Below are 22,716 nucleotides of genomic sequence, written 5' to 3'. Positions count from 1 at the left end.
TTCGAGATCATTTCGAGAGATTTCGAGAGGTTTCGAGCTAATCATCCATGTCTTCAAAGAGCTGGGCTTGGGATTCTAGCTGTGCCCGCAACTCCTTGAATTCTTCTAGTTCGAGTAGGGTCTGTAGCTCTTCTAAGGAAACGAGCTGAGGCTGCCCCTTTTCATCGAGCTGGGCAAAAAACAACAGTGGATCGAGCGGGCTGCAAACCACATATTCCTGTTCCTCATGGAAAAAGGCGGCTAGCTGCTGAAACTGTTCGTAGCTTGGTTCGCTATCAGACTCAATATCGAGGGTAATCAACTCGTCTTCGGTCACGTCTGGGAGGTCGCCGCTGGCTGTTAGGGTCAATGCTGTGCGGTGCAAGATCAGGTCTTGTTCGGCCAAAACGGCTCTGGCGGTGGAAAACACTTCATCGAGTTCGTCGTCGTCGATGTCGATCAACATTTCTTCGTCATCGTTTTCTTCGTCTGCTGCCCAAGCGAAGATTTCAATTGGCGAGTCCACTGGCATCAGCAACACATAGTCTGTCCCTTTCACGGTGAGCGACCGTTCGACATAGCAGAGGAGTGACCGGCCCTCTTCATCGATCAGGCTTAGAGTGGGTACATCATCTTCCATCGCAGCTTCGTCCATTCCGAAGTTCTTTCTAGTCATGGTTGCTCACATCATGTTAAACGGCAAATTGATCCAGAGTCTCAGCCAATTTTGGATCGGGCATTGTTCATGCTATTAAATCGCATTTTGGCTAAAAGTCTAGTATTGAGTCATTTCCCAAGTATCCCGCAGGATGGGATCTTTAAAGCAAGTTTCACTGTATACAGCCGCTGCTAAAGGTTTGTGCTTTCATTGCTGTTGCTTCCACCATTGTCGCTTTCACCGTCATTGTTCGCACCATCGTTGCTTTCGTCGCGGCGGTGCGCTCGTTTTTCGTCCAGCCACTGTTGCAGAATAATGGCAGCCGCTTTGCGGTCAATCAGCGCTTTATGGCGCGAGGGCGAGCGGTTTTCCGCATGCAATAACTGCTCGGCTTGAAACGAAGTCAGGCGTTCATCCACATATTCGATCGGCAGCTGCAAGGCTTGAGCGAGGCGAGTGGCAAACTTTTGTACCTGTTTGGCCTGAAAACCTAACTCGCCGCTCATGGTGAAGGGCAAACCAATAACCAATACCTCTACCTGGCGATTTGCCACAATGGTACGAATCGCGGCAACATCATCTTGAAAGGAGCCGCGTTCAATCGTGGTGAGTCCGGTTGCAATCAGCCCAGTGCCGTCGCATCCAGCGACCCCAATTCGCTTTCTGCCAACATCTAGCCCCAAGGCGGATATACGCCGCTGCACCATATGTTAGATAGCTATTCAACTAGCGGGTGGTATCGTCTGCATCACTGCGGGATTGAGTCGTGCTATCGCGGTTGTCCAACTGAGCAGGTGTGGCATTCTCAGCAAAGGAGAACCGACCGGGCACCGGCTTACGAGCGGGCTGTAGCCCTTGCAGCACTTCGGCTAATTGGAGAGCCTCTAGGGAAAACTTTGATTCTCTCAACTTGTGCCAGACCGAACGAGACATCATCAGGGTATGCTCGGTGCGAGTAGCGCCGATTTGTTCGAGAAACTCTTCGCGCTCAGGCTGATAGTCGGTCGAGGTCAACTGGAGCGGAGCCGGTACCTCTTGAGTAACTCGCGCCATCTGAGTCAACAGCTCTGGATAGAGCCATGTATAGGCTGGATGAACCGTCAACTGCGCCGTATGGGGCTGGCTGCCATCGCGGCAGAGCTGGAGCTGAAAATAGCCAATCGCTGCTTTGCGTTGCGACTCAAAGACATAGCCGTTGGCAAGGTCGGTTTTGCGAAACCAGCGGGTAACGCCGCTGCCAATCGCCTTCATCAGGCTAGTTTTGAAATCTGCGATGTGACGGTCATACACTTGCCGTACAAACGACGGCATCGACTGGGTGTCGAGTTGATAGAGCAGGCAGGCGTCGGCATTGCTGACCGGCAATAGATTCGGCAGATCTGGCTCGCGCTGGGCCAGTACCTGCAAAATTTCAGGCGAAATCGTCCAGTAGGTGATGTGGGCCAAAGTCTGAAAGCCATTCTGGCGATAGAGGGCCAAGGTTGCTTTGTCGTTCACATTGACCTCTACTAACCAAGTGCGGGCCTCCCAAATTGCCTGAAAACAGTGGCGCAACAGTTGGGAGCCAATTTCGCTGGGCGTGGCATTAGCGGCCCGGTCCACCATGACCCGGTCGATCCGCCAAGTGCTACGCGTCCGGTTAAACGGTGAGACCTGAATCAAACCCCGCAATTGGTTGTTTTGCTCAGCCACGTAAGCACAGAAAAAGGAACGCAGCGGATTGGGGAACCAGCTGACACACTTCAACACCCCGTACCAGCGGCGGAGTTGCCGAAGTTGCTGCTCTAGATCAACGACATTACTGCTCTCAGCTGCGCCAACTTCTTCACCAGCTAACCGAGCAATGTCTTCTAAATCTCGGTATTGAATCGGGCGAATATTGATCACGGTGGTTTGGGGAATGGTCGAAGTCATAGGTGAGAGGGAGTAAAAGGTCAGACTAGAGGACCGGACTGGGCGCGATGGGCAAATTCATTGGACTATCAGACCGGACGGATCAAGACCAAAGGAGTTTGTTCATCAGCGTTACCAGCAGGATTAGTCACTAAAGCTTGTTCCAGAAAAGTAGAAGGTACACCAGGACTCGCTGCCAATATCTTAACTGCTTTTAGATCATTCACGTCTACGATGGCTGCGGCCAGCCCTGTCTCTCGCTGAATTTGATCCACCACCTGCTGAGGATTATCCGGACCAAGCACTACAAACTGGTCATAGGGAGGTAGCGTACCCGTAACATCATCGATTAAACGAGCCTGCTCACCCGCGAGTTGATAAAACATCCCTGGCTGTTTCAGAAACTTTTTAGCCAACGCCCCTAATATAAACGCTAGCAAAACTCGTCCGGGTCCAACAATATCCACTAGGCTTTGCATGCCGCAGGCGGTCGCCAGACTCGATGTGGGCAAAAAGAAGTAGCAAATTCGCCGCGCTAGCCAGCCGGGTTGAATCTCAGTCGGGTGCCGGAACCGCCCCTGCATCAGAGCAACCGGGGTTTCTCCCAGCGTGATCACATCACCGGGTTGGGCGTGGGGCAACACATAGCGTTTGATGATCTCGACCGGGTGATCGAGATGGGTCAGCAGGTGAGTCCGGATTGGTAGCAGATTGGCGTTAGCAGCAGACCGCCAGTGCTTGGAGTCCTCAACAGCTGGAAACTGAAGTGGTAAAACAATGTGTCGCACTTTGGGGATCCGTCCCTGCGGTCCATAGGTGATGTAATGAATCCGCATCCAGGCTGACTGCAGTTGGGATAGGTCTTCCCCTCGCAAATCTAATACCACTTCAGCATGGGTTGGTTTTTGCTTAACAATGTAGGCAAACCAGTAGCCATCGGGACGAGCCGGCATATCGTAATGGCGCGGCACCACTTGCACTCTCGATGTGATACCTTCCAGACTGCCCTTCGACAGCAGCGTCACTTCTGCCTTCAGTTCCGGAATCATGATTTCTCGCCGCTCGGTCAGGTTGATCAGCTCTAAGTTGCCAAGGGCCACATAGTGGGTTGGGTCGTCGGTGATAATCTTCCAGTTACCCGGCGTCAGCTCAAATTTGTTGCCCACACGGCGGCGATACCCCCACTCGAAAGCCAGCAGTGCCAAGCCTATTAACAGCGCCAAAATGCTCAGTGCAATCCCCATAGCTGTATACCGCGTTTAAGCAGTGATGATTGTTCATTAGACAGTCTATAGAACTGCGTGAGTTTTGCATGCATGTTTTTGAATTTTGGTTTTTAATTCCAGCAGCCAATTGCCCTGATCCGACCCTTTCCGGGCGTTAAACTGTCAGTACTGTAAGGGATAAAAATCGAACAGACTGGGCTTGCCCCCATGTCGTCAGGACCGCTGACTGCCCCGCTGCCCCAGGCGTTTGTCTGCTTCGGCCTCGTTATTCTTCATTAGTTCCCTACTCTCGGTTCATGTCATGGATACAGCCTCAGCAGGGTGCCTCGGTCAGATCTTGCTTGTTGATGATACACCAGCCAACCTCGTGCTCCTATCCCGCCTGCTGACGCAAAAGGGCTATGCGGTTGAGGCCGTTACGAGCGGCATGGCGGCCCTGACAACGGTACCCAAGCTGCAACCAGACCTAATTTTGCTCGACATCTGCATGCCAGAAATGGATGGCTACACGGTTTGCCGGCAGTTGCGAGTGAATCCAGAAACCCGAGAAATTCCGATTATCTTTATCAGCGCCCTAGATGAAGTGGTAGACAAGCTGAAAGCCTTTGCTGCTGGTGGAGTCGATTACATTACCAAGCCGTTTCAGCTAGCGGAAGTCTTGGCGCGGGTCGAAACCCATCTCACGATTCGCCGGTTGCGGCAAGAGCTGGAAGTCCAGAATGCCCGACTGCAACACGAGATCCGCGAACGCCAGCGAGCCGAGGAAAAATACCGCAGCATTTTCGAGAACTGCCTGGAAGGAATTTTTCAACTCAGTCCCGATCGGCGTTACCTGAGTGCCAATCCAGCTCTGGCTCGAATCTATGGCTACGAATCTGCCGAAGTGCTGATGGCCGATAGCCACCGCAATTTCTACGTCCGTCGGGGTCGGCAAGAGGAGCTAGATGTCTATTTGCGGCTGTATGGAGAAGTGTCTGAATTCGAGTCGCAGGTGTATCGCAAAGATGGCAGCCGCATCTGGATCTCGGAAAACGTGCGGGCCGTCAGAGCTGAAGACGGGTCGCTGCGCTACTACGAAGGCACCGTGCAGGACATTACCGAACGCAAACAAACTGAAGCCGAATTGCGCTATCAGCGCCGCGAATCAGAACGCTTGCTGCTGAGCATTTTGCCTCAGTCGATTGCCCAACAGTTGAAACGCAAACCCGACACAATTGCCGACAGTTTTTCTGATGTCACGGTACTATTTGCCGATTTGGTCAGTTTCACTGCCTTCTCTACACGAGTCACACCGGTTGAACTCGTCAATTTTCTAAACCAGATTTTCTCTGCCTTCGACCAGCTTGTAGAAAAGTTTGGCTTAGAGAAGATCAAAACGATTGGCGATGAGTACATGGTGGCTGGAGGATTGCCACTTCCCCGGCCCGATCACGCCGAAGCAATGGCCGAGATGGCCCTAGCGATGCAACAGATTGTCCAACAGTTTCGATCCGACCAGGGAGAACCTTTTCAGTTGCGAATTGGCATCCATACAGGCGCGGTGGTGGCGGGTGTGATTGGCAAAAAGAAGTTTACCTACGACCTGTGGGGAGAGACGGTCAATTTGGCAAGTCGTTTACAAAGTCAAGGTATAGCGGGACACATTCAGGTCTCTCCCTCGGTTTATCAGCGGCTGTGCCACCGCTATTGGTTAGAGCCACGGGGTATGCTTCTAATCCGCGGCTATGGCGAGCTGCCCACCTACTGGCTAAAAGGACGTCGAACCTAAGCTATATCCATAGGTATAGAGTCGATTCAATAGTCCCAGTTAAATTAAAAAAGGATTAAAGACAAGGATGAAAACCGAGTTTTTCTGAGGAGTTTGCTCGAAAACCCTGCTTCAGGCAGCTGCTGCAATTATCTTCCTAATCCTGAAAGTAATTCTAAAAATTTTCCTGAAAACCGTTGCCCTTTACCACTCAAGCACAACCGAACTTCAAAATAGCTTCAAGATAGCTTGAGCGTTAAATTTACAAAGCTTAGGATTTTGAGTAATATTCTGTAACAATTGAAATTGTCGGGCCATTCCAAGAGTTCGCATTGTGCCATCAAGGTTTGTTTGGAGTCTGTCATGAGGCAATTGGTTAGGATCGAGCGCATTTGTTTAGCTGGACATCTGGTTTCAATGGCTTTTGGGTTGGCAGGTCTACTGTGGGTGATGCCCCATCCTGAAGTGCTTTCATTGATTCCAGCAGGACAGACTTTATTTCGCTGGAGTATGGCGGGCGGCGGCGTAGTCTACATTCTGCTGGGTGCGGCTGCGGTTTCCATCTACGCCTATCGCACGCTGGGACTGAGTCGTTGGCTGATGTTTATGCTGCCGGCGATTTTGATTTCCCTCAGCAGTGAATTGCTGGGGACCAGCACTGGATTCCCGTTTGGTGACTACAGCTACCTGAGTGGGCTGGGGTATAAGATTGCTGGACTAGTGCCATTTACGATCCCCCTGTCCTGGTTCTATTTGGGTTTCTCGTCCTATCTACTGGCAAAATCGGGATTGCAGGCATTAGCGGCCCGTCGTTCGGGTAGCTTGGGTTGGCTGGGACAGGTAGGCGCGGTGCTGTTGGGCGCGCTGCTGTTGACCTCCTGGGATTTTGTGCTTGATCCCGCGATGAGTCAGACGGCTCTTCCCTTCTGGTACTGGCACCAACCCGGCGCTTTCTTTGGTATGCCTTATCAAAACTTTGTGGGCTGGATGGGAACCGGAACCGTATTCATGACCGTAGCAGCACTGCTATGGCGGAAACAGGCTCCTGCTCTGCGAGCAGCCCAATTGAATTTGCCGCTGGCAGTCTATTTGGGTAATTTTACCTTTGCTGCCGTCATGAGTATCGGTGCTGGATTTTGGATTCCTTTGCTGCTAGGTTTGCTGCTGGGTGTAACTCCAGCGGTGCTGTGCTGGCAGTGGGCACAGTCACCCCATGCGTCTGTTTCCCTGGCGGTTGCCGACGCGCAACCCCAACCCCTAGAAGACGGAATTGAGCGAATTGCTGCCTAGTTTCGCCTATCTAACTTGCACCTACCCAACTGCACCTACCCAACTGCACCTACCTAGTTGCATCGAGTAAAAACCTGTGCCGATTTTGTCTCCGTCAGACCTCTCAGAGATCTGGATCAGTAGTATTGCCCTGCTGCTCATAGTCTGCCAATTGCCGGCGGTTGCCATCCTCTTGGCCCGGTTGCTCCAGGCTCCTCGCCGTTATCCACCCCTGAAGCCACAGTCCCCAACTCCTGATTTACTGGGCAAGGTCAGCATTGTGGTTCCGACTTTGAATGAAGCGGCTCGAATTTCGCCTTGCTTGGAAGGGCTGGGCCGTCAGAGTTACGAGGTACGAGAGGTGATTGTGGTAGATAGCCATTCCACCGATGGTACTCCCGATCTGGTGAAACGCACTCAAGCTGTCGACCCCCGCTTCCGTCTGATTCAGGATGACCCATTGCCAGCAGGTTGGGTAGGACGCCCGTGGGCCTTACATAGCGGATTTCTGCACAGCTCGGAGCACAGCGATTGGATCCTAGGCATCGATGCCGACACGCAGCCCCAGCCAGGTTTAGTCGCAAGCTTGATTACTACCGCCGAGCAGCAGGGCTATGACTTGATTTCACTGTCGCCCCAGTTCATCCTTAAGGATTTGGGCGAGTTCTGGCTGCAGCCGGCTTTGTTGATCACGCTCGTGTATCGGTTTGGGGCAACGGGAAGTGCGCCTGAGGCAGCCGATCGGGTGATGGCGAATGGGCAATGCTTTCTGTGTCGGCGGTCGCTGCTGACGGATTTGGGTGGATACAGCAGTGCGCGGAATTCATTTTGCGATGATGTGACGCTGGCCCGCAACGCTGCCCGATTGGGTGCGAAAGTTGGGTTTCTGGATGGAGCCAAGCTCCTAAAGGTGCGGATGTACGAAGGCGCATTGGAAACCTGGCGCGAATGGGGTCGTTCGTTGGATTTGAAGGATGCCTCGTCGGTCGCACAGAAATGGGGCGATTTGGGATTCTTACTGGCCGTGCAAGGACTGCCGTTGATCATCACCCTGACTAGCGCGATTGGTTTCGGCTTGGGCTACACCAGTCTGCCGCTACTGGCTTTGCTGGGGATGAACGCCACTCTGTTGCTAATTCGGTTTGCCTTGCTCTGGGGAATTGCGCCCTCGTATGACTTTAGCCAAGCAAATGCGGGTTGGTCCTTTTGGCTATCACCCTTAGCCGATCCGCTCGCGGTTTACCGGATTTTGTTGTCTTCACTGCGGACTCCCACTCAGTGGCGGGGGCGGCAGTATAGTCTGGGGCATGAACGCTAAAATAGCGGCCTGTGATCACTTGAGGATATGGCGGACGTTTCTAATCTGTATCTGGGTTTGCTGGGCAGTACCCTGGCTGGGTTAGCAACCGGAGTTGGAGCCTTACCGGTTCTGTTTATCCGGCAGATTACACCCAATACGCAAGGGGTGATGCTGGGATTTGGGGCAGGCGTAATGCTGGCAGCCACTTCCTTTTCGCTGATTGTGCCCGGACTGGCGGCGGCGGAAGCAGCAACGCAGAACCCGTTTTATGCGGCCACAGCCGTCACCTTTGGCATCTTCTTAGGGGCAGCCTTTTTGTGGTTTGCCCATCAGTATTTTCCCCATGAGCATTTTTTCAAGGGGCGTGAGGGCAGCAGTGTGGTCAACCTGAAGCGGGTTTGGCTGTTTATTTTGGCGATCGCGATCCACAACTTTCCGGAAGGGCTGGCGGTGGGTGTGGGCTTTGGCGGCGACAATATCTCTAATGGGATTGCTCTAGCCATTGGAATTGGCTTACAAAACATCCCGGAAGGTTTGGTGGTGGCGCTGTCGTTAGTGGCGGAAAATTACACGAGATGGCAGGCGATTCGGATTGGCTTCTTAACCGGACTAGTTGAGCCGCTGGGAGGGCTTGTTGGTGTAGTTATGGTGACTATTGCCCAACCCATTTTGCCAATTGCGATGGGCTTTGCAGCGGGTGCCATGCTGTTTGTGATCAGCGATGAGATTATTCCAGAATCCAACCGGTTGGGCTACGAAAAGGCCGGCACAATTGGCCTGATGGTTGGGTTTGTAATGATGATGTGTCTGGATGTGACGTTGGGATAGCTTTGAGTTTTGAGTTTTGAGTTTTGAGTTTTGAGTTTTGAGTTTTGAGTTGAAGCAGCGCAACAAAAAAGAGGAACAGTTCCCAGCCGTCGATCAAAGATCTAAGGCTGATGCTGAACTACTCCTCCGCAGCATTCATTCACCTGTAGTTTTAAACTACCAAGCTGATTTGACAAACCTATGGTCAGGAAATGACATTTAGATGACAAATTCAGCAAGGACGAGAGAAAAATTTTCTAACCGTACTGCTCATTCGAGGTCGCTTCCAGGTTGAAGAGCATGCGCAGGGTTTGCATGGCGTGGCGGCGAGTTTCGATGTCTTGCTGGGCACGTAGTTGCACCATTGGCTCGTGCAGGATTTTATTGACAATGCCACGAGTCAGGGCTTCGACTACCTCTTGATGCTTTTCGCCAAACTCAGAACCGAGGCGAGACAGTGCCTTTTCTAGCTCCTGTGCCCGAATTGCTTCGACTTTATCGCGCAGGCTACTAATGGTAGACACGGTTTCCAGCGAACGCCACCAGCTCTCAAAGGCTTCGACTTCTTCTTCCAGGATGCCCTCAGCTTCCATTGCCATGCGGCGGCGGCTCTCCTGGTTCTGAGCCACCACGGCTTTCAGATCATCGACGTTGAACACCTGCACATTGGGTAGCTCGTTGACATCAGAATGGACGTTACGCGGCACCGAAATGTCAAATAGCTGCAGGGGTTGATGAGGCTCCAAGCAAGCTTCTAGCTTGGCTCGATCCAGCAAGGGGTCAGTAGCGGCAGTGGCGGTGAAGACCAGCTCCGAACTAGTGACGACCTGCATCATCTCGGTCAGGGTATGCAGCTTTAGCTCCACATCTTTGAACTGTTGAGCCAGTTCCCTCGCGCCTTCCAGCGAGCGGTTGACGATGCAGATTTGGGTAGCGCCTTTCGAGAGCAGGTGCTGCACCACCAGACGCGACATCTTTCCGGCTCCCAGGATGGCAATCCGGCAGGCAGCCAGGTTTTGCACCTTGATTTGGGCTAACTCAACCGCGGCGGAGCTGATCGAAACGGCCCCCGTACCAATGCTGGTTTCGGTCCGGACTCGCTTACCGGCCGTGATCGCCTGCTTGAACAGATGGTTGAGAATCCGCTTGATGCTGTTGTATTGCTGTCCCACTTTATGGGTATGTTTTACCTGAGCTAAGATCTGGCCTTCTCCTAGCACCAGGCTATCCAGACCGGCAGAAACGCGCATCAGGTGCATAACGGCGTCTTGATGCAGCAGGATAAACAGGTAAGGCCGCAATTGATGCACTGGGATCTTGCCATGTTCGGCTAGAAATTGCGTCACTTCTCGCACGCCCTGCTCGGTTTCGCTAACAACCACATAAACCTCTAGGCGATTACAGGTGCTGAGAATCGTTGCTTCTTCAATATGAGGATAGCTACAGAGGTGGGCGAGGGCTGCCTCCATTTGTGGGGTTGGAATGCTGAGCTTTTCCCGCACTTCCACCGGAGCCGTTTTATGACTCAGTCCGACAACAACAATATTCATCCGTCCTCCCAAAGAATTTGTTTATGCAATGCCCACCATTAATCAGGCTATAAATCAACTGGGTTTTCACAATTGTTTGCACAATTTGCAGCAATAGAGTAAGTGAATACATCACTCAAACATCAATTTAAAGAAAAGTCTACCAACTCAATGTCACGCTCTGAGGAAGGAAGCGCGGCTCTATTTGTTATTGTGGCGTAAATTTTTGTGAATTCGAGTTTTCCAAGGGCTGACAAAATTAAAGAGACGCTGATTGTCAACGCCTCTCTGACATTATGTCAATTTATTTAGGCTCGGCTAAAAGCCTTGCTAAAAATGCAGCTTTGTTCTGCGCAACGGGTTAGTGCAACTGTTAGTGCAACTGCACGTACTTCGGATTGCCAAACATGTGAATCGTGTCCACAAAGCGAGCTGTTTTAGACTGGCTAGAAATTACCAATGTTTGGGTTCTAGCGCCGCCTTTGAAGAACCGGACACCGTTCATGATGTTGCCCGGTGTGATGCCGCAGCCTGCAAACAGGACATTTTGCCCCGAAGCCAATTCATCGGCATTGTAGATTTTGTCAGGGTCGGTGATACCGCACTCCTTAAGGCGGGCAAGGTTTTCTTCTTTCGTTTTGTTGGCCCATTCCTTGGTGCGCACAATCGCCGGATCATAGACCAACTGTCCCTGGAAGTGTGCTCCGATGCAGCGCAGTGCTGCCGCTGAAATCACGCCTTCAGGAGCAGCCCCGATCCCCATCAGTGCGTGAATATTGGTCCCAGAAAAGGCGCAGTTGATCGCTGCACCCACATCACCATCGCTGATCAACTGGACGCGAGCACCCGCTTCCCGAATTTCTTTGATTAAGTCATCGTGGCGTTCTCGCTTCATCACGACAACAACGAGTTCATCAATCGCCCGATCGAGACATTCCGACAAAATCTTCAGGTTCTCGGTGGCGGATTTTGTGATATCGACCTTGCCTTTGGCTGCCGGAGGAGCCGCCAATTTCCTCATATAAAAGTCTGGTGCGGCAAACAAACCACCTTTTTCAGAGATCGCCAAGACGGCCATCGAACCTGGCTGACCATAGGCACAGAGGTTCGTTCCTTCACAAGGGTCAACCGCAATGTCAATTTCCAGCAATTCGTCTGGGTTGCAGTAGCTTTTAGCATCGGGTTGCGTACAAATCCCGACTTCTTCACCGATGTAGAGCATGGGCGCTTCGTCCCGCTCGCCTTCTCCGATTACGATGCGACCCCGCATGTAGATCTTGTTCATCCGCTCGCGCATTGCTTCCACAGCAACCCGATCGGCTTCGTTTTTGTCACCTTTACCCATCAGCCGAGCCGAGGCAATCGCCGCCTGCTCAACTACTTCAATAATTTCTAAACCGAGTGTCGCTTCCACCGGAAATTCCCTCCCGACTGCTATTTTGCGTCTACAGGCAGTATTTGTGCCTAGTCAAAAGTCTATCAGGAGTGGGGATCGGTGGGAAGGTGTTTAGGGGGAGTGGGGAGTGGGGAGTGGGGAGTGAGGGGTGAGGGGTGAGGGAGTGAGGGGTGGGGGGTGAGGGGTGAGGGAGTGAGGGGGATGGATTCAGCTAAATCTCAGGTTGGGGTGGTACAGTCAATGGGGATGCGGTGAATAAATTGTTGCATTGATACTAGAGCGAGCTGAAACAGCATTTGGCCGTGCTATTGCGTAGATAGAAATTGCGTGGATAGAAGCGGCTAGACTGCATGAGGCTACTTGGTTAGTCAATCAATTGAGTTGGTCAAGTGTGTAGGCAAGTGAGGCAAGCAAAATGCAAGCCAAGCGGATCTGTAAATGGCTCTGTGTCACTTCGTTGCCTGAGCTGCCCGCAGCCCACAGATGAATCGCGGGCTAATGAAGCAAGTCCACTATACGCTTGCGTTCCTGCAGGGTAGTGCACTGAACCTCTTGCTTCGTCTGCTACTCTGCGAGAAGGCTGCGCCTACAGCAAACTTCCCCGATTAGCCCGCAATGGATTCGCGGCTGGGAGAAGTGCGAAGTCAAACCCTGGATTGACCCAAAACTCTGAACAGCCCCATCCAAGCAGTCAACCAACTCAGAACGCAACCTCGACCCCCTACTCCCTCACCCCCCACCCCCTACTCCCCCACCCCCATGACCTACCTCGAAACCACCGCCCAATTTTACGCCCAAGTTGCCGAAACCCCTGATGTGGGCCTGTGCTGCGTCCAGAGTGCGCCTTTGAATTTTCCGGGGCTGCGGATTCCTGAACGGATGCAGGAGATGAATTATGGCTGCGGGACTACGGTGCACGCGGCAGAACTGGCAAATCAACCTACGGTCTTGTATGTGGGCGTGGGGGGTGGACTGGAGGCGCTGCAATTTGCCTATTTTTCCCGGCGAACGGCAGGCGTAATTGCGGTTGAACCCGTGGCGGAAATGCGGCGAGCAGCCTCAGACAATTTGCGGGCAGCGGCAGCCGTTAACGATTGGTTCGAGCCGAGTTTTGTGGAGATTCGGGCTGGGGATGCGTTTGCCTTACCTGTAGCCGACAGTTCGATTGATGTAGTGGCGCAGAACTGTTTATTTAATATCTTTGAGCCAGCGGATCTGGCTAAGGCATTGGCTGAGGTGGTGCGGGTGTTGAAGCCGGGTGGCCGCCTGTTAATGAGTGACCCAATCGCGACTCGACCGATTCCAGCCCATTTGCAGCAAGACGAACGCCTGCGGGCCATGTGTCTATCGGGAGCACTGCCCTACGAGGATTACATCCAGCAATTGATTGAAGCTGGCTTCGGGCAAATTGAGGTACGCGCTCGTCGTCCCTATCGGTTGCTGGATCGCCAAACCTATGGGCTAGAGACTCATTTGTTGCTGGAAAGCCTGGATACAGTTTCGTTTAAGGTACCGATTCCCGCCGATGGAGCTTGCGTGTTTACGGGAAAAACGGCGGTCTATACCGGGACAGAAGCGGCGTTTGATGATCAGGCTGGGCATATTTTGCCGAGGGGCATTCCCACAGCGGTCTGCGACAAAACGGCGAGGAAGTTGGAGCGCTTTGGCGAAATTTTGATCACTGATTCAACCTGGCACTACAGCGGTGGTGGCTGTTGCTAAAGCCCCTTTTGCTAAAACACTTCTGCTAGAAACCCTTCATTTGTCGAGTTGTTGATGCACCGGAATCTCGATCCAGAACTCGGTGCCTTGGTTGGGTTGGGAGTCGCAGTAGAGTTTGCCGTGATGTTTTTCGGTGACGATCTGATAGCTGATGGCTAAACCGAGACCGGTGCCTTTGCCGATGGGCTTGGTGGTGTAGAACGGATCGAATAGCTTGGTTTTGGCTGAGTTGGGAATGCCGATACCGTTGTCTGCAATTCCGATGGCTACTGCATCATGGCGCTTCTCTGTCGTGATGGTAATAGTAGGTGATTCGATCTGCCCTCGTTTCATGCCTTCCTCTAGAGCGTCGATGGCGTTGGCCAGAATATTCATAAATACCTGATTCATCTGGCCGACATAGCATTCCACCGGCGGCAAGTCTCCATAGCGTCTGATTAGCTGAATCGCGGCACGGTCGCAGGTCGCTTTGAGGCGATGCTGCAAAATCAATAGGGTACTGTCGATGCCTTCATGGATATCAACCGCTTTCACCTCGGCTTCATCCATGCGTGAGAAGTTGCGCAGTGAAGTAACAATCCGCTGAATGCGGTCGGTCCCTAATTTCATCGATCCCAGCACCTTGGGCAGATCGGCTTTGAGAAACTCCAGATCAAACTCGGCGGCGAGAGCTGCAAATTGCTGACCATCTCCCGCTTGCTCACATTCGATCAAGGCCATCACATCCTGACAATAGGCTTCCAGGTGCAGCAAATTCCCGGCGATGAAGTTGACTGGGTTGTTGATCTCATGGGCAATGCCCGCTACAAGTTGCCCCAAACTCGACATTTTTTCAGTCTGCACGAGCTGGGTTTGGGCTTGCTTCAGGGCTTGCAGCGTTTCTTCTAGCTGTCGCTGCTGGCTTTGTAGTTGCTCGAAGGCGGCTGTGCGTTCTTCTACCCGCAACCCTAATTCCTGATTGGCGGTCGCTAACGCGGCTTCTGATTGTCGCTGCTGAGACAGAACGGCAGTTAACACGAGGGTGGTAATGGCAACGGTGCCCATAAACGTTTGTAAAAGCAGCAACGATTCATTCAACGACGCCCGCATGAAGGAGCTTTTGCCGTAAACCGTCCCAAAAATTGCCAGCATCACCACCACAACTACGCTGGTCGTCGCGCCCCGTGGCCCCAACCGAAAGGTGGCCCAAATTAGACAGGGAATCAGCAGGTACTCTACGGGATAGGCCATCCAGAAGGCGAATTTGCTGATTCCAAACAGCAGTGCCAGCATTAGCAGCATCTCGATCAGTTGCCCCATGCGTGATCGCCCCTTGGATACCTCGTCCCAGGCCAGAAACATGGGCAGCAGCACAATCAGCGAGATCATGTTGCCAATCCACCAGGTCAGCCAAACGGAACCAAAATCGCTCCAGCCAGACATGCCAAAGATACAGAAGGTCGTTACGCCAATCGTTGCATTCACTGCTGGGCTGAGGGCTGCAATCAGCGCAAACTTCAACACATGGTTGATGGAGCTAAAGAAATGCCCCATCGGGATCAGCCGCTGCATCAGGAAATTGCCCAATACGGCTTCTAAGGCGGGACTGGCTGCACAGATTGCTCCAACGACAATCGCTACTCCCCAGTTTTGGCTAGCTTGATAAAAGCTCGGTGTGCTGGCTAGCAAATCGCCCAGCCAAATGGCCGGAATCATGCGATAGCCAAACCAGAAAATGCCGATCCAGGCAATTGGAGCTGGAAACCAGATCGGCGTCACATTGCCAGGGGGAATGGGTAGCGCAACTAACATTCCAAGTTTAGCGGTGCCGTAATAGATCGCTGCTAATCCGAATGGCAGAGCTAATGCCAACATGCGTTGTCGTGCTAACTGGCTTATTTCCATCTGACGTCTCTCAGTCCAAGTGATGGTTGAGTAATTTGCGTGAGTTTGTTCCGTAAGTAATATTCCCGCAAACAATTCTGCGGTTGACATAGTAGTTGCAATTAGCTGCAATTAGCAGGTGTAACAAGCCGCATCTACCGATAATTCAGCTATCTAGAAAAAACTGTAGGATATCGCACAATTCTTGCCGTTCGTCAGGATTTTCAGGTCTTGTGGCAATCACAGGAATAGTTAGAGAGGCAAGATTAGCAGATTTCAGATGGATGAAGTAAAACAGTTTGGGAAACACTTTAAGATAAGCAAAATACAATTTTGACAGTTCAAGCGAGAATTACAATTACAAGATTAGATTAAAAAAATTAGTTGAATTTAGGTAGACACAAATTGTAGCCATAGATAACTACCAATGATGGTTATCAAAGAGACATCGATCAAGCCATATATCTACTTAGGCTTAAGGCTGTCTTAAGCTGAATTACTTAGAAGGCAAACCACCTGAATTTTGAACCAGGCATCAGGACGAATGTACTAAATCGGCAAATCGCGCTAGGATAAACAACTGATATTGTTCACTTGCGGTTCCCTCAACTCCTGATCAACTCCCACGATCAGCTTTAACGCTGTAGCGCTCTGCTTCTAGCTCCATATCCAAACCCCCACTCCTAGAAGAAGTAGCGGTACAATCGTTGAGAATCTCTGCGAACTATTCCTGCTGCGATCTCTTGCTTGCCCCTATGCCCCAGCGCACTGACGATAATTTTGACCTGGAGACGCAGCCTGCGTCTGTATTGGCTTCGGAAGTGAATTCTAACGCCAAGTCAACCAATGGAAATCATGCCAAAGCGAGCAAATCGAATGGCGGGAAGGGAGCCAAGGCCAAATCAACCCCCAAAGCAGCCCAGAACGTAATCCGAATCCGGGGGGCGCGGCAGCACAATCTGAAGGATATTGACCTGGAGCTGCCTCGGGATCGGCTGATCGTGTTTACCGGCGTGTCAGGATCGGGCAAATCCTCGCTGGCCTTTGACACCATTTTTGCCGAGGGGCAACGGCGCTATGTTGAGTCGCTCAGTGCCTACGCACGGCAGTTTTTGGGACAGGTAGACAAGCCTGACGTAGACGCGATCGAAGGGCTGAGTCCGGCCATTTCGATTGACCAAAAATCCACCTCCCACAACCCGCGTTCCACCGTGGGTACCGTCACCGAGATTTATGACTACCTGCGTCTGCTCTACGGGCGAGCTGGGGAACCCCACTGTCCGATCTGCGACCGCTGCATCGAACCCCAGACGATCGATCAAATGGTGGATCAGATCATGCAGTTGCCGGACCGGACGCGATTCCAGATTTTGGCTCCGGTGGTGCGGGGCAAGAAGGGAACCCATAAAAAGCTGCTCTCTGGTCTGGCCGCAGAGGGATTTGTGCGGGTGCGGGTGGATGGCGAGGTGCGGGAACTGTCAGACGCGATTGAGCTGGACAAAAATCGGTTTCACAATATCGAGATCGTGGTGGATCGGTTAGTCAAGAAAGATGGCATCCAGGAGCGCTTGGTCGATTCGCTGGCCACCTGTTTGAAGCGCTCGGAAGGCGTGGCGGTGATCGAAGTGATGCCGAACGAAAACAATGTGGTGCCGCTGAATCCTGACCTGCAGTTGGCGGTATTACCCAGCATGGCGGCAGAACCGGCAGGACGCTACGGCAAAGACGAGGACAAGCCCAGTCCGGTTGAGCTGGTGTTTTCGGAAAATTTTGCCTGTCCGGAGCATGGCGCGGTGATGGAAGAATTATCGCCCCGCCTGTTTTCGTTCAATTCGCCCTACGGCGCTTGCGCCAACTGTCATGGTTTGGGCAGTCTGCGTACCTTTTCCCCAGAGTTAATTGTTCCCGATCCAAAACTGCCTGTCTATGCGGCGATTGCTCCCTGGTCCGATAAGGACAATACCTACTATTTCTCGATGCTGTATAGTTTGGGGCAGGCATTTGGCTTCGAGATTCAGACGCCCTGGAATCAACTCACTCCGGATCAGCAGGATGTGATTCTATACGGCTCGGATGAAAAGATTTATATCGAATCCGATTCGCGCTATGGCGATGGTAAAGGCTATTACCGCCGCTATGAAGGCGTGATCCCGATTCTGGAACGGCAGTATAAAGAAACCACCTCCGACCTGTACAAGCAAAAATTAGAGCAGTATCTGGTCGATCAACCCTGCGAGGTGTGCGGCGGCAATCGGCTCAAACCAGAAGCGCTAGCCGTGCGGATTGGGCAGTATCGAATTAAGGAGTTGACCAGCGTTTCGATTCGGGAATGTTTGCAGCGGATCAACGAGATGCAGCTCACCTCCCGGCAGGCGCAAATCGGTGACTTGGTGCTGCGGGAAATCAAAGCGCGGCTGCAATTTTTGCTGGATGTGGGTCTGGATTATTTGACCTTGGACCGCACGGCCATGACCCTATCGGGGGGAGAAGCACAGCGGATTCGCTTGGCGACCCAGATCGGTGCGGGTTTGACTGGCGTGTTGTATGTGCTAGACGAGCCGAGCATCGGTTTGCATCAGCGCGATAATGATCGGTTGTTAAATACGCTATTCAAGCTGCGGGATTTGGGCAATACGCTGGTGGTCGTGGAACATGATGAAGACACGATCCGCGCTGCCGATTACCTGGTTGATATCGGTCCAGGAGCAGGCATCCACGGAGGCCGCATCGTCGCCGAAGGCAATCTGGATAATATCTTGCGGGCGAAAGAATCACTGACGGGGGCTTACCTATCGGGGCGACGAGCGATTCGGACACCAGAGCAGCGCCGAGAAGGGAATGGCCGCAGCCTCTATATTCGCAACGCTTACCGCAATAATCTCAAGCATATTGACGTTGAAATTCCGCTGGGGAAACTGGTTTGTATCACTGGCGTATCCGGTTCGGGCAAATCGACGTTAGTGAATGAATTGCTGTTTCCTGCGTTACAGCATCATTTTGGTCACAAAGTGCCGCTACCCAAAGAAATGGATAGCCTCGATGGGTTGAATGCGCTCGATAAGGTAATTGTGATTGACCAGTCGCCAATTGGCCGCACGCCTCGCTCTAACCCAGCTACCTATACGGGTGTGTTTGATGTAATTCGAGATTTATTTGCTGAAACCATTGAAGCGAAGGCACGCGGATACAAGTCAGGCCAGTTCTCGTTTAACGTCAAAGGTGGTCGCTGTGAAGCTTGCGGTGGTCAGGGCGTAAACGTAATTGAGATGAACTTTTTGCCGGATGTATATGTGCAGTGTGAAGTTTGTAAAGGCGCACGCTATAACCGCGAAACGCTGCAAGTGAAATACAAAGGTAAAACGATTGCTGACGTGCTGAATATGACGGCAGAGGAAGCTTTAGAGTTCTTTGTGAATGTGCCCAAGGCGGCTGCCAAACTGCAAACCATGGTGGATGTGGGCTTAGGCTATGTCCGATTGGGGCAAACGGCTCCTACTTTATCGGGTGGAGAAGCGCAGCGGCTCAAATTGGCAACCGAATTATCGCGGCGGGCGACAGGCAAAACGCTTTATCTGATCGACGAACCTACGACGGGTCTATCTTTCTACGATGTGCATAAACTGCTGGATGTGTTGCAGCGGCTAGCTGATATGGGTAATTCGATTTTGGTGATCGAACACAATCTAGATGTAATTCGCTGCGCTGATTGGATTATTGATCTAGGACCAGAAGGCGGCGACCGGGGCGGGGAGATTGTGGCCGAAGGTACACCCGAAGAAGTTGCCAAGAATCAACGTTCCTATACAGGTCAGTATCTCAAAAAAGTGTTGCGATAAGAGGTCAGATATGGATAGTAATATGGATAGTAATCCTAGCATTCTCTCGCATGTCTCGGTCGGCACCAATAATTTTGAACAAGCAGTTGCATTTTACGATCGAGTCCTGCCTACGTTGGGCTGTCAGCGGTTGATGGAACACCCTGGTGCCGTCGCCTATGGCAAGCAGTACCCAGAATTTTGGGTGGGAACCCCGATTGATGAGCAACCCGCAACCGTTGGCAATGGCACCCATATTGGCTTTATTGCTCCGACAAAAGAGGCCGTCCATGCTTTCTATGAGGCCGCATTAGCGGCAGGAGGCAAAGACGACGGTGCCCCCGGTGGCAGACCTGCCTACGGTGAGCCATACTATGGCTGCTTTGTGCGCGATCCAGATGGTCACAAGATAGAAGCCGCCTTCTGGGACGAGCAGCTTGAATCTCATCAGTGAGCATTAAGCCTCTAACCGTCGCTCAATCGCGTTGGTCCAGCTATCCCGCATCGTTGCCCCATCCAGTTCGATTAAAACCTGTTCGGCTGCCCCAACTGAGACTGTCAATCGCAAAGGCGTATGGGCATCTCCAACTTGACCCAGCCGCTGCCAATGGTCTTTCAGATGGGTCTCTAGATACAATTCCCACTCCAGTTCGGCGTCAGGGGCAACCGAGACCACAATTCGAGCACCGCCTTCAGCAAACAAAAGCTGATCCCAACGCCAGGAGTCGTTATCTACCAGACTGACCAAGCAGAGGTCGGCCCCACGTTGACCGCTGATGCTGGATTCGGCTAGGGCCACGGCCAGTCCACCTTCAGCACAGTCATGGGCTGACCGCACCCATCCCTGTTGAATCCCAGCGCGACAAACCGCCTGAACCCGCCGTTCCAACTCAAAATCTACGACTGGAGGCATCCCGGCCACGGTTTGGTGCAGCATGGCCAGATACTCGGAGCCACCCAGCGTCAGCGAAGGGGTGCTATTGGGATCGCCACTCACTGATAAACCCAGCAAATAGACGATATCGCCTGCCGCTTGCCAGCCCTGACCGCACACTCTGCGAATATCGGCCACGAGTCCCACCATACCCACGACCGGCGTTGGGTAAATTGCCTGGGGTTTACCTTCGGCATCCAACGTTTCGTTGTAGAGCGAGACATTGCCCCCCGTTACCGGCGTCGAAAGTTCGCGGCAGGCTTCAGCCAATCCCCGACAGGCTTCGGCCAACTGCCAATAGCCAATCGGCTTTTCTGGGCTGCCAAAATTGAGGTTATCGGTGACGGCCAGCGGCTCTGCTCCCACACAGCTCAAATTGCGGGCCGCTTCCACTACCGCCATTTTTGCCCCTTCGTAGGGATGGAGATAGACATAGCGGGCATTGCAGTCTACGGTGGCGGCAACGCCGGTGAATATAGAGTTTTGAGTTTTAAGTTTTAAGTTTTGAGTTTTAGCAACTTCTTGGGGACGTAAGCGCACAACGGCAGCGTCAGCTCCACCGGGGACGAGGACGGTGTTGTTCTGGACCTGATGGTCGTATTGGCGATAGACCCAGCGTTTAGAGGCGATTGTGGGTGTGTCTAATAATGTCAGCAGAACATCATTCCAGGTGTAAAATTTATGATTGATTTCGATGCCTGAAATCATACATTCTGGTAGTTGCGTGGCCTGCCATTGCCATGCTTTTTGAGCATATTCCGGCGGCTCTGCTGGCAGTTCGCGGTGATAGATGGGCGTATTGTCAGCTAGGGCAGTTGCTGGAATTTCTGCCGCTGTTTCACCTTTGAACAGAATGCGAACAATCGGTTCGGCAATTACCGTTCCGGCTACTACGGCATGCAATCCCCAGCGTTGGAAAATCTCGATCAGCTCTTGTTCTCGGCCTTGGTGGGCGACAAACAGCATCCGCTCTTGCGATTCCGATAGCAGGTATTCGTAGGGCACCATGCCCGTTTCCCGCACCGGAATTTTGTCTAGATCTAGCTCAATCCCGACCCCACCCTTGGCGGCCATTTCTGCCGTAGAACAGGTGATGCCTGCGGCTCCCATATCCTGTGCTGCTGCTACGGCTCCGGTCTTGAACGCTTCCAAACAGGCTTCAATCAGCGATTTCTCTAGAAACGGGTCGCCCACCTGCACTGCCGGACGATCATCGATTGATTCGTCGCTCAACTCGGCGCTGGCAAAGCTGGCTCCGCCCATGCCGTCTCGTCCCGTGGTGGAACCCACATACAGCACCGGGTTGCCAATTCCGGTTGCACCCGATTTGACAATCTCTGGGGTTTCCATTAAACCAATCGCCATTGCGTTCACCAACGGATTCCCGCTATAGGCTGGATCAAAATACACTTCGCCGCCCACAGTCGGTACACCCACACAGTTGCCGTAATGGGCAATTCCAGCGACTACGCCGTTAAACAATCTGCGGGTGCGGGCATCTTGCAAATCGCCAAATCGAAGCGAGTTCAGCACCGCAATCGGGCGAGCACCCATCGTAAAAATGTCGCGTAGGATGCCACCAACGCCAGTCGCAGCTCCCTGAAACGGCTCAACGGCGGATGGATGATTGTGCGATTCGATCTTAAACGCAAGCTGCAACCCATTGCCCATATCCACCACACCCGCATTCTCGCCCGGACCGACTAAAATTCGCTCGCCGCTGGTGGGAAATTGCTTCAGCAAAGGCCGCGAGTTTTTGTAACAGCAATGTTCTGACCACATTACCCCGAACATGCCCAGCTCCGCTTTGTTAGGATGGCGGCCCAATCGCCGCACAATTTCCCCGTATTCGTCGGGCTTGATGCCTTCGGAAGCAATTTCGGCAGCAGAAAAGGGAGCGGAGGCAAGAATGCCAACATCAGAGGGGGATTGAGACATGGGTCGTGAGCAAAAGGGACATGCTCAATTCTATCGGTTTTGCGGAAGTGCTTGAGCGGGAGGCTGCGATTTAGAGGCCTGCCATGCCAATGCTCAACGACTTTCGGCCCTACTTGTTGCTGTAGGGCTTTGCCCCGCCGTAGGCAGATGTGATGGAGTGTTGTACTGCTTTACTGTCATTTGCAGTAGGCAAGTAGACATAGGCCAATATAGCCTATGACATTATGATTCCGGTTGTCTATCGGTAGCTAGCAATAACTGATTTTCTCTCAAGAGACGAGATTCAGGCCGTGATAGAGCGGTTTAACCTGGCTAGAGAGGAAGAGGAAGAGGAAGAGTGAATAAATACCTATCTATTACTCTCAAAACTTATATCGATCCGAACCGCAACAGTTACACATTTGTTGAATCTCGTTTACAGGCTCAGGTTGTTTCCCTTCATGGCTCTAGCCATGAAGGGAAGGTTCTAATTCAGTTTGAAGTGATGTAATTAATGAGCGGATGTAGTCGATCAAATAGCGGATCGTTGCCAGTGTTTCAGCCCGTTTAGCGAGTAAGTCCTCATAATCGCTATCCATGATGAGTTCCTTTAGCTGGTTCAATAACAAGGCTAACTCTAACTACTCGGTACAGCCTATAG

At 52.3% G+C, this 22,716-nt stretch carries 16 protein-coding genes; 7 read left to right on the top strand and 9 right to left on the bottom strand.

What is annotated here, in order from left to right:
- Positions 1-37 precede the first annotated feature (37 nt).
- From HJG54_RS21410 to HJG54_RS21395, 4 genes are all read right to left on the bottom strand, one after another.
- The gene (locus tag HJG54_RS21410) at positions 38-655 is read right to left on the bottom strand and encodes a DUF3727 domain-containing protein (RefSeq protein ID WP_316431288.1); all 618 of its coding nucleotides are present in this window, start codon (positions 653-655) and stop codon (positions 38-40) included.
- A 173-nt stretch (positions 656-828) separates the two neighbouring features.
- Positions 829-1,344, bottom strand: coding sequence for a Holliday junction resolvase RuvX (ruvX, locus tag HJG54_RS21405; RefSeq protein WP_316431287.1), 516 nt, complete (start codon positions 1,342-1,344; stop codon positions 829-831).
- Between the two features lie 19 nt (positions 1,345-1,363).
- Positions 1,364-2,551, bottom strand: coding sequence for a GNAT family N-acetyltransferase (locus HJG54_RS21400; RefSeq protein ID WP_316431286.1), 1,188 nt, complete (start codon positions 2,549-2,551; stop codon positions 1,364-1,366).
- Between the two features lie 68 nt (positions 2,552-2,619).
- Positions 2,620-3,774, bottom strand: a complete 1,155-nt coding sequence (locus HJG54_RS21395) for a F420-0--gamma-glutamyl ligase (protein WP_035998300.1) — start codon at positions 3,772-3,774, stop codon at positions 2,620-2,622.
- A 283-nt stretch (positions 3,775-4,057) separates the two neighbouring features.
- Here HJG54_RS21395 and HJG54_RS21390 point away from each other — a divergent pair, with 283 nt between their 5' ends.
- From HJG54_RS21390 to HJG54_RS21375, 4 genes are all read left to right on the top strand, one after another.
- The gene (locus HJG54_RS21390; RefSeq protein ID WP_316431285.1) at positions 4,058-5,524 is read left to right on the top strand and encodes an adenylate/guanylate cyclase domain-containing protein; all 1,467 of its coding nucleotides are present in this window, start codon (positions 4,058-4,060) and stop codon (positions 5,522-5,524) included.
- A 342-nt stretch (positions 5,525-5,866) separates the two neighbouring features.
- A complete protein-coding gene (cruF, locus tag HJG54_RS21385) occupies positions 5,867-6,793 on the top strand; it encodes a gamma-carotene 1'-hydroxylase CruF (RefSeq protein WP_316431284.1) in 927 nt (308 codons plus the stop codon).
- Positions 6,794-6,869: 76 nt separating this feature from the next.
- The gene (cruG, locus tag HJG54_RS21380; RefSeq protein ID WP_316431283.1) at positions 6,870-8,090 is read left to right on the top strand and encodes a 2'-O-glycosyltransferase CruG; all 1,221 of its coding nucleotides are present in this window, start codon (positions 6,870-6,872) and stop codon (positions 8,088-8,090) included.
- Positions 8,091-8,117: 27 nt separating this feature from the next.
- Positions 8,118-8,900, top strand: coding sequence for a ZIP family metal transporter (locus HJG54_RS21375; protein WP_316431282.1), 783 nt, complete (start codon positions 8,118-8,120; stop codon positions 8,898-8,900).
- 236 nt (positions 8,901-9,136) lie between these two features.
- Here the strand turns inward: HJG54_RS21375 and HJG54_RS21370 are convergent, their stop codons facing one another.
- Entirely contained in the window at positions 9,137-10,429 is a 1,293-nt protein-coding gene (locus HJG54_RS21370) for a glutamyl-tRNA reductase (protein WP_035998286.1), read from the bottom strand.
- Between the two features lie 352 nt (positions 10,430-10,781).
- On the bottom strand, positions 10,782-11,822 hold the full coding sequence (glpX, locus tag HJG54_RS21365; protein WP_316431279.1) for a class II fructose-bisphosphatase: 1,041 nt from the start codon (positions 11,820-11,822) through the stop codon (positions 10,782-10,784).
- A gap of 741 nt (positions 11,823-12,563) precedes the next feature.
- Here glpX and arsM point away from each other — a divergent pair.
- A complete protein-coding gene (gene arsM, locus HJG54_RS21360; protein WP_316431278.1) occupies positions 12,564-13,526 on the top strand; it encodes an arsenosugar biosynthesis arsenite methyltransferase ArsM in 963 nt (320 codons plus the stop codon).
- A 36-nt stretch (positions 13,527-13,562) separates the two neighbouring features.
- Here the strand turns inward: arsM and HJG54_RS21355 are convergent, their stop codons facing one another.
- Complete coding sequence (locus tag HJG54_RS21355; RefSeq protein WP_316431277.1) at positions 13,563-15,410, bottom strand: MASE1 domain-containing protein; 1,848 nt, start codon at positions 15,408-15,410, stop codon at positions 13,563-13,565.
- Positions 15,411-16,144: 734 nt separating this feature from the next.
- On the opposite strand from HJG54_RS21355, the gene uvrA reads away from it, so the two are divergent.
- Positions 16,145-19,225 (top strand): excinuclease ABC subunit UvrA, encoded by a 3,081-nt coding sequence (gene uvrA / locus HJG54_RS21350; protein WP_316431275.1) that lies wholly within the window; start codon positions 16,145-16,147, stop codon positions 19,223-19,225.
- Between the two features lie 22 nt (positions 19,226-19,247).
- The gene (locus tag HJG54_RS21345) at positions 19,248-19,658 is read left to right on the top strand and encodes a VOC family protein (protein WP_316431274.1); all 411 of its coding nucleotides are present in this window, start codon (positions 19,248-19,250) and stop codon (positions 19,656-19,658) included.
- Between the two features lie 3 nt (positions 19,659-19,661).
- Here the strand turns inward: HJG54_RS21345 and purL are convergent, their stop codons facing one another.
- Both purL and HJG54_RS21335 read right to left on the bottom strand, forming a co-directional pair.
- Positions 19,662-22,076, bottom strand: a complete 2,415-nt coding sequence (purL, locus tag HJG54_RS21340) for a phosphoribosylformylglycinamidine synthase subunit PurL (protein ID WP_316431273.1) — start codon at positions 22,074-22,076, stop codon at positions 19,662-19,664.
- A gap of 446 nt (positions 22,077-22,522) precedes the next feature.
- Positions 22,523-22,654 (bottom strand): hypothetical protein, encoded by a 132-nt coding sequence (locus HJG54_RS21335; protein WP_316431271.1) that lies wholly within the window; start codon positions 22,652-22,654, stop codon positions 22,523-22,525.
- Between the last annotated feature and the right edge of the window lie 62 nt (positions 22,655-22,716).

Source organism: Leptolyngbya sp. NK1-12 (assembly GCF_032598965.1).
GTDB lineage: Bacteria > Cyanobacteriota > Cyanobacteriia > Elainellales > Elainellaceae > Elainella.
This window is presented reverse-complemented; position numbering and strand designations above follow the sequence as displayed.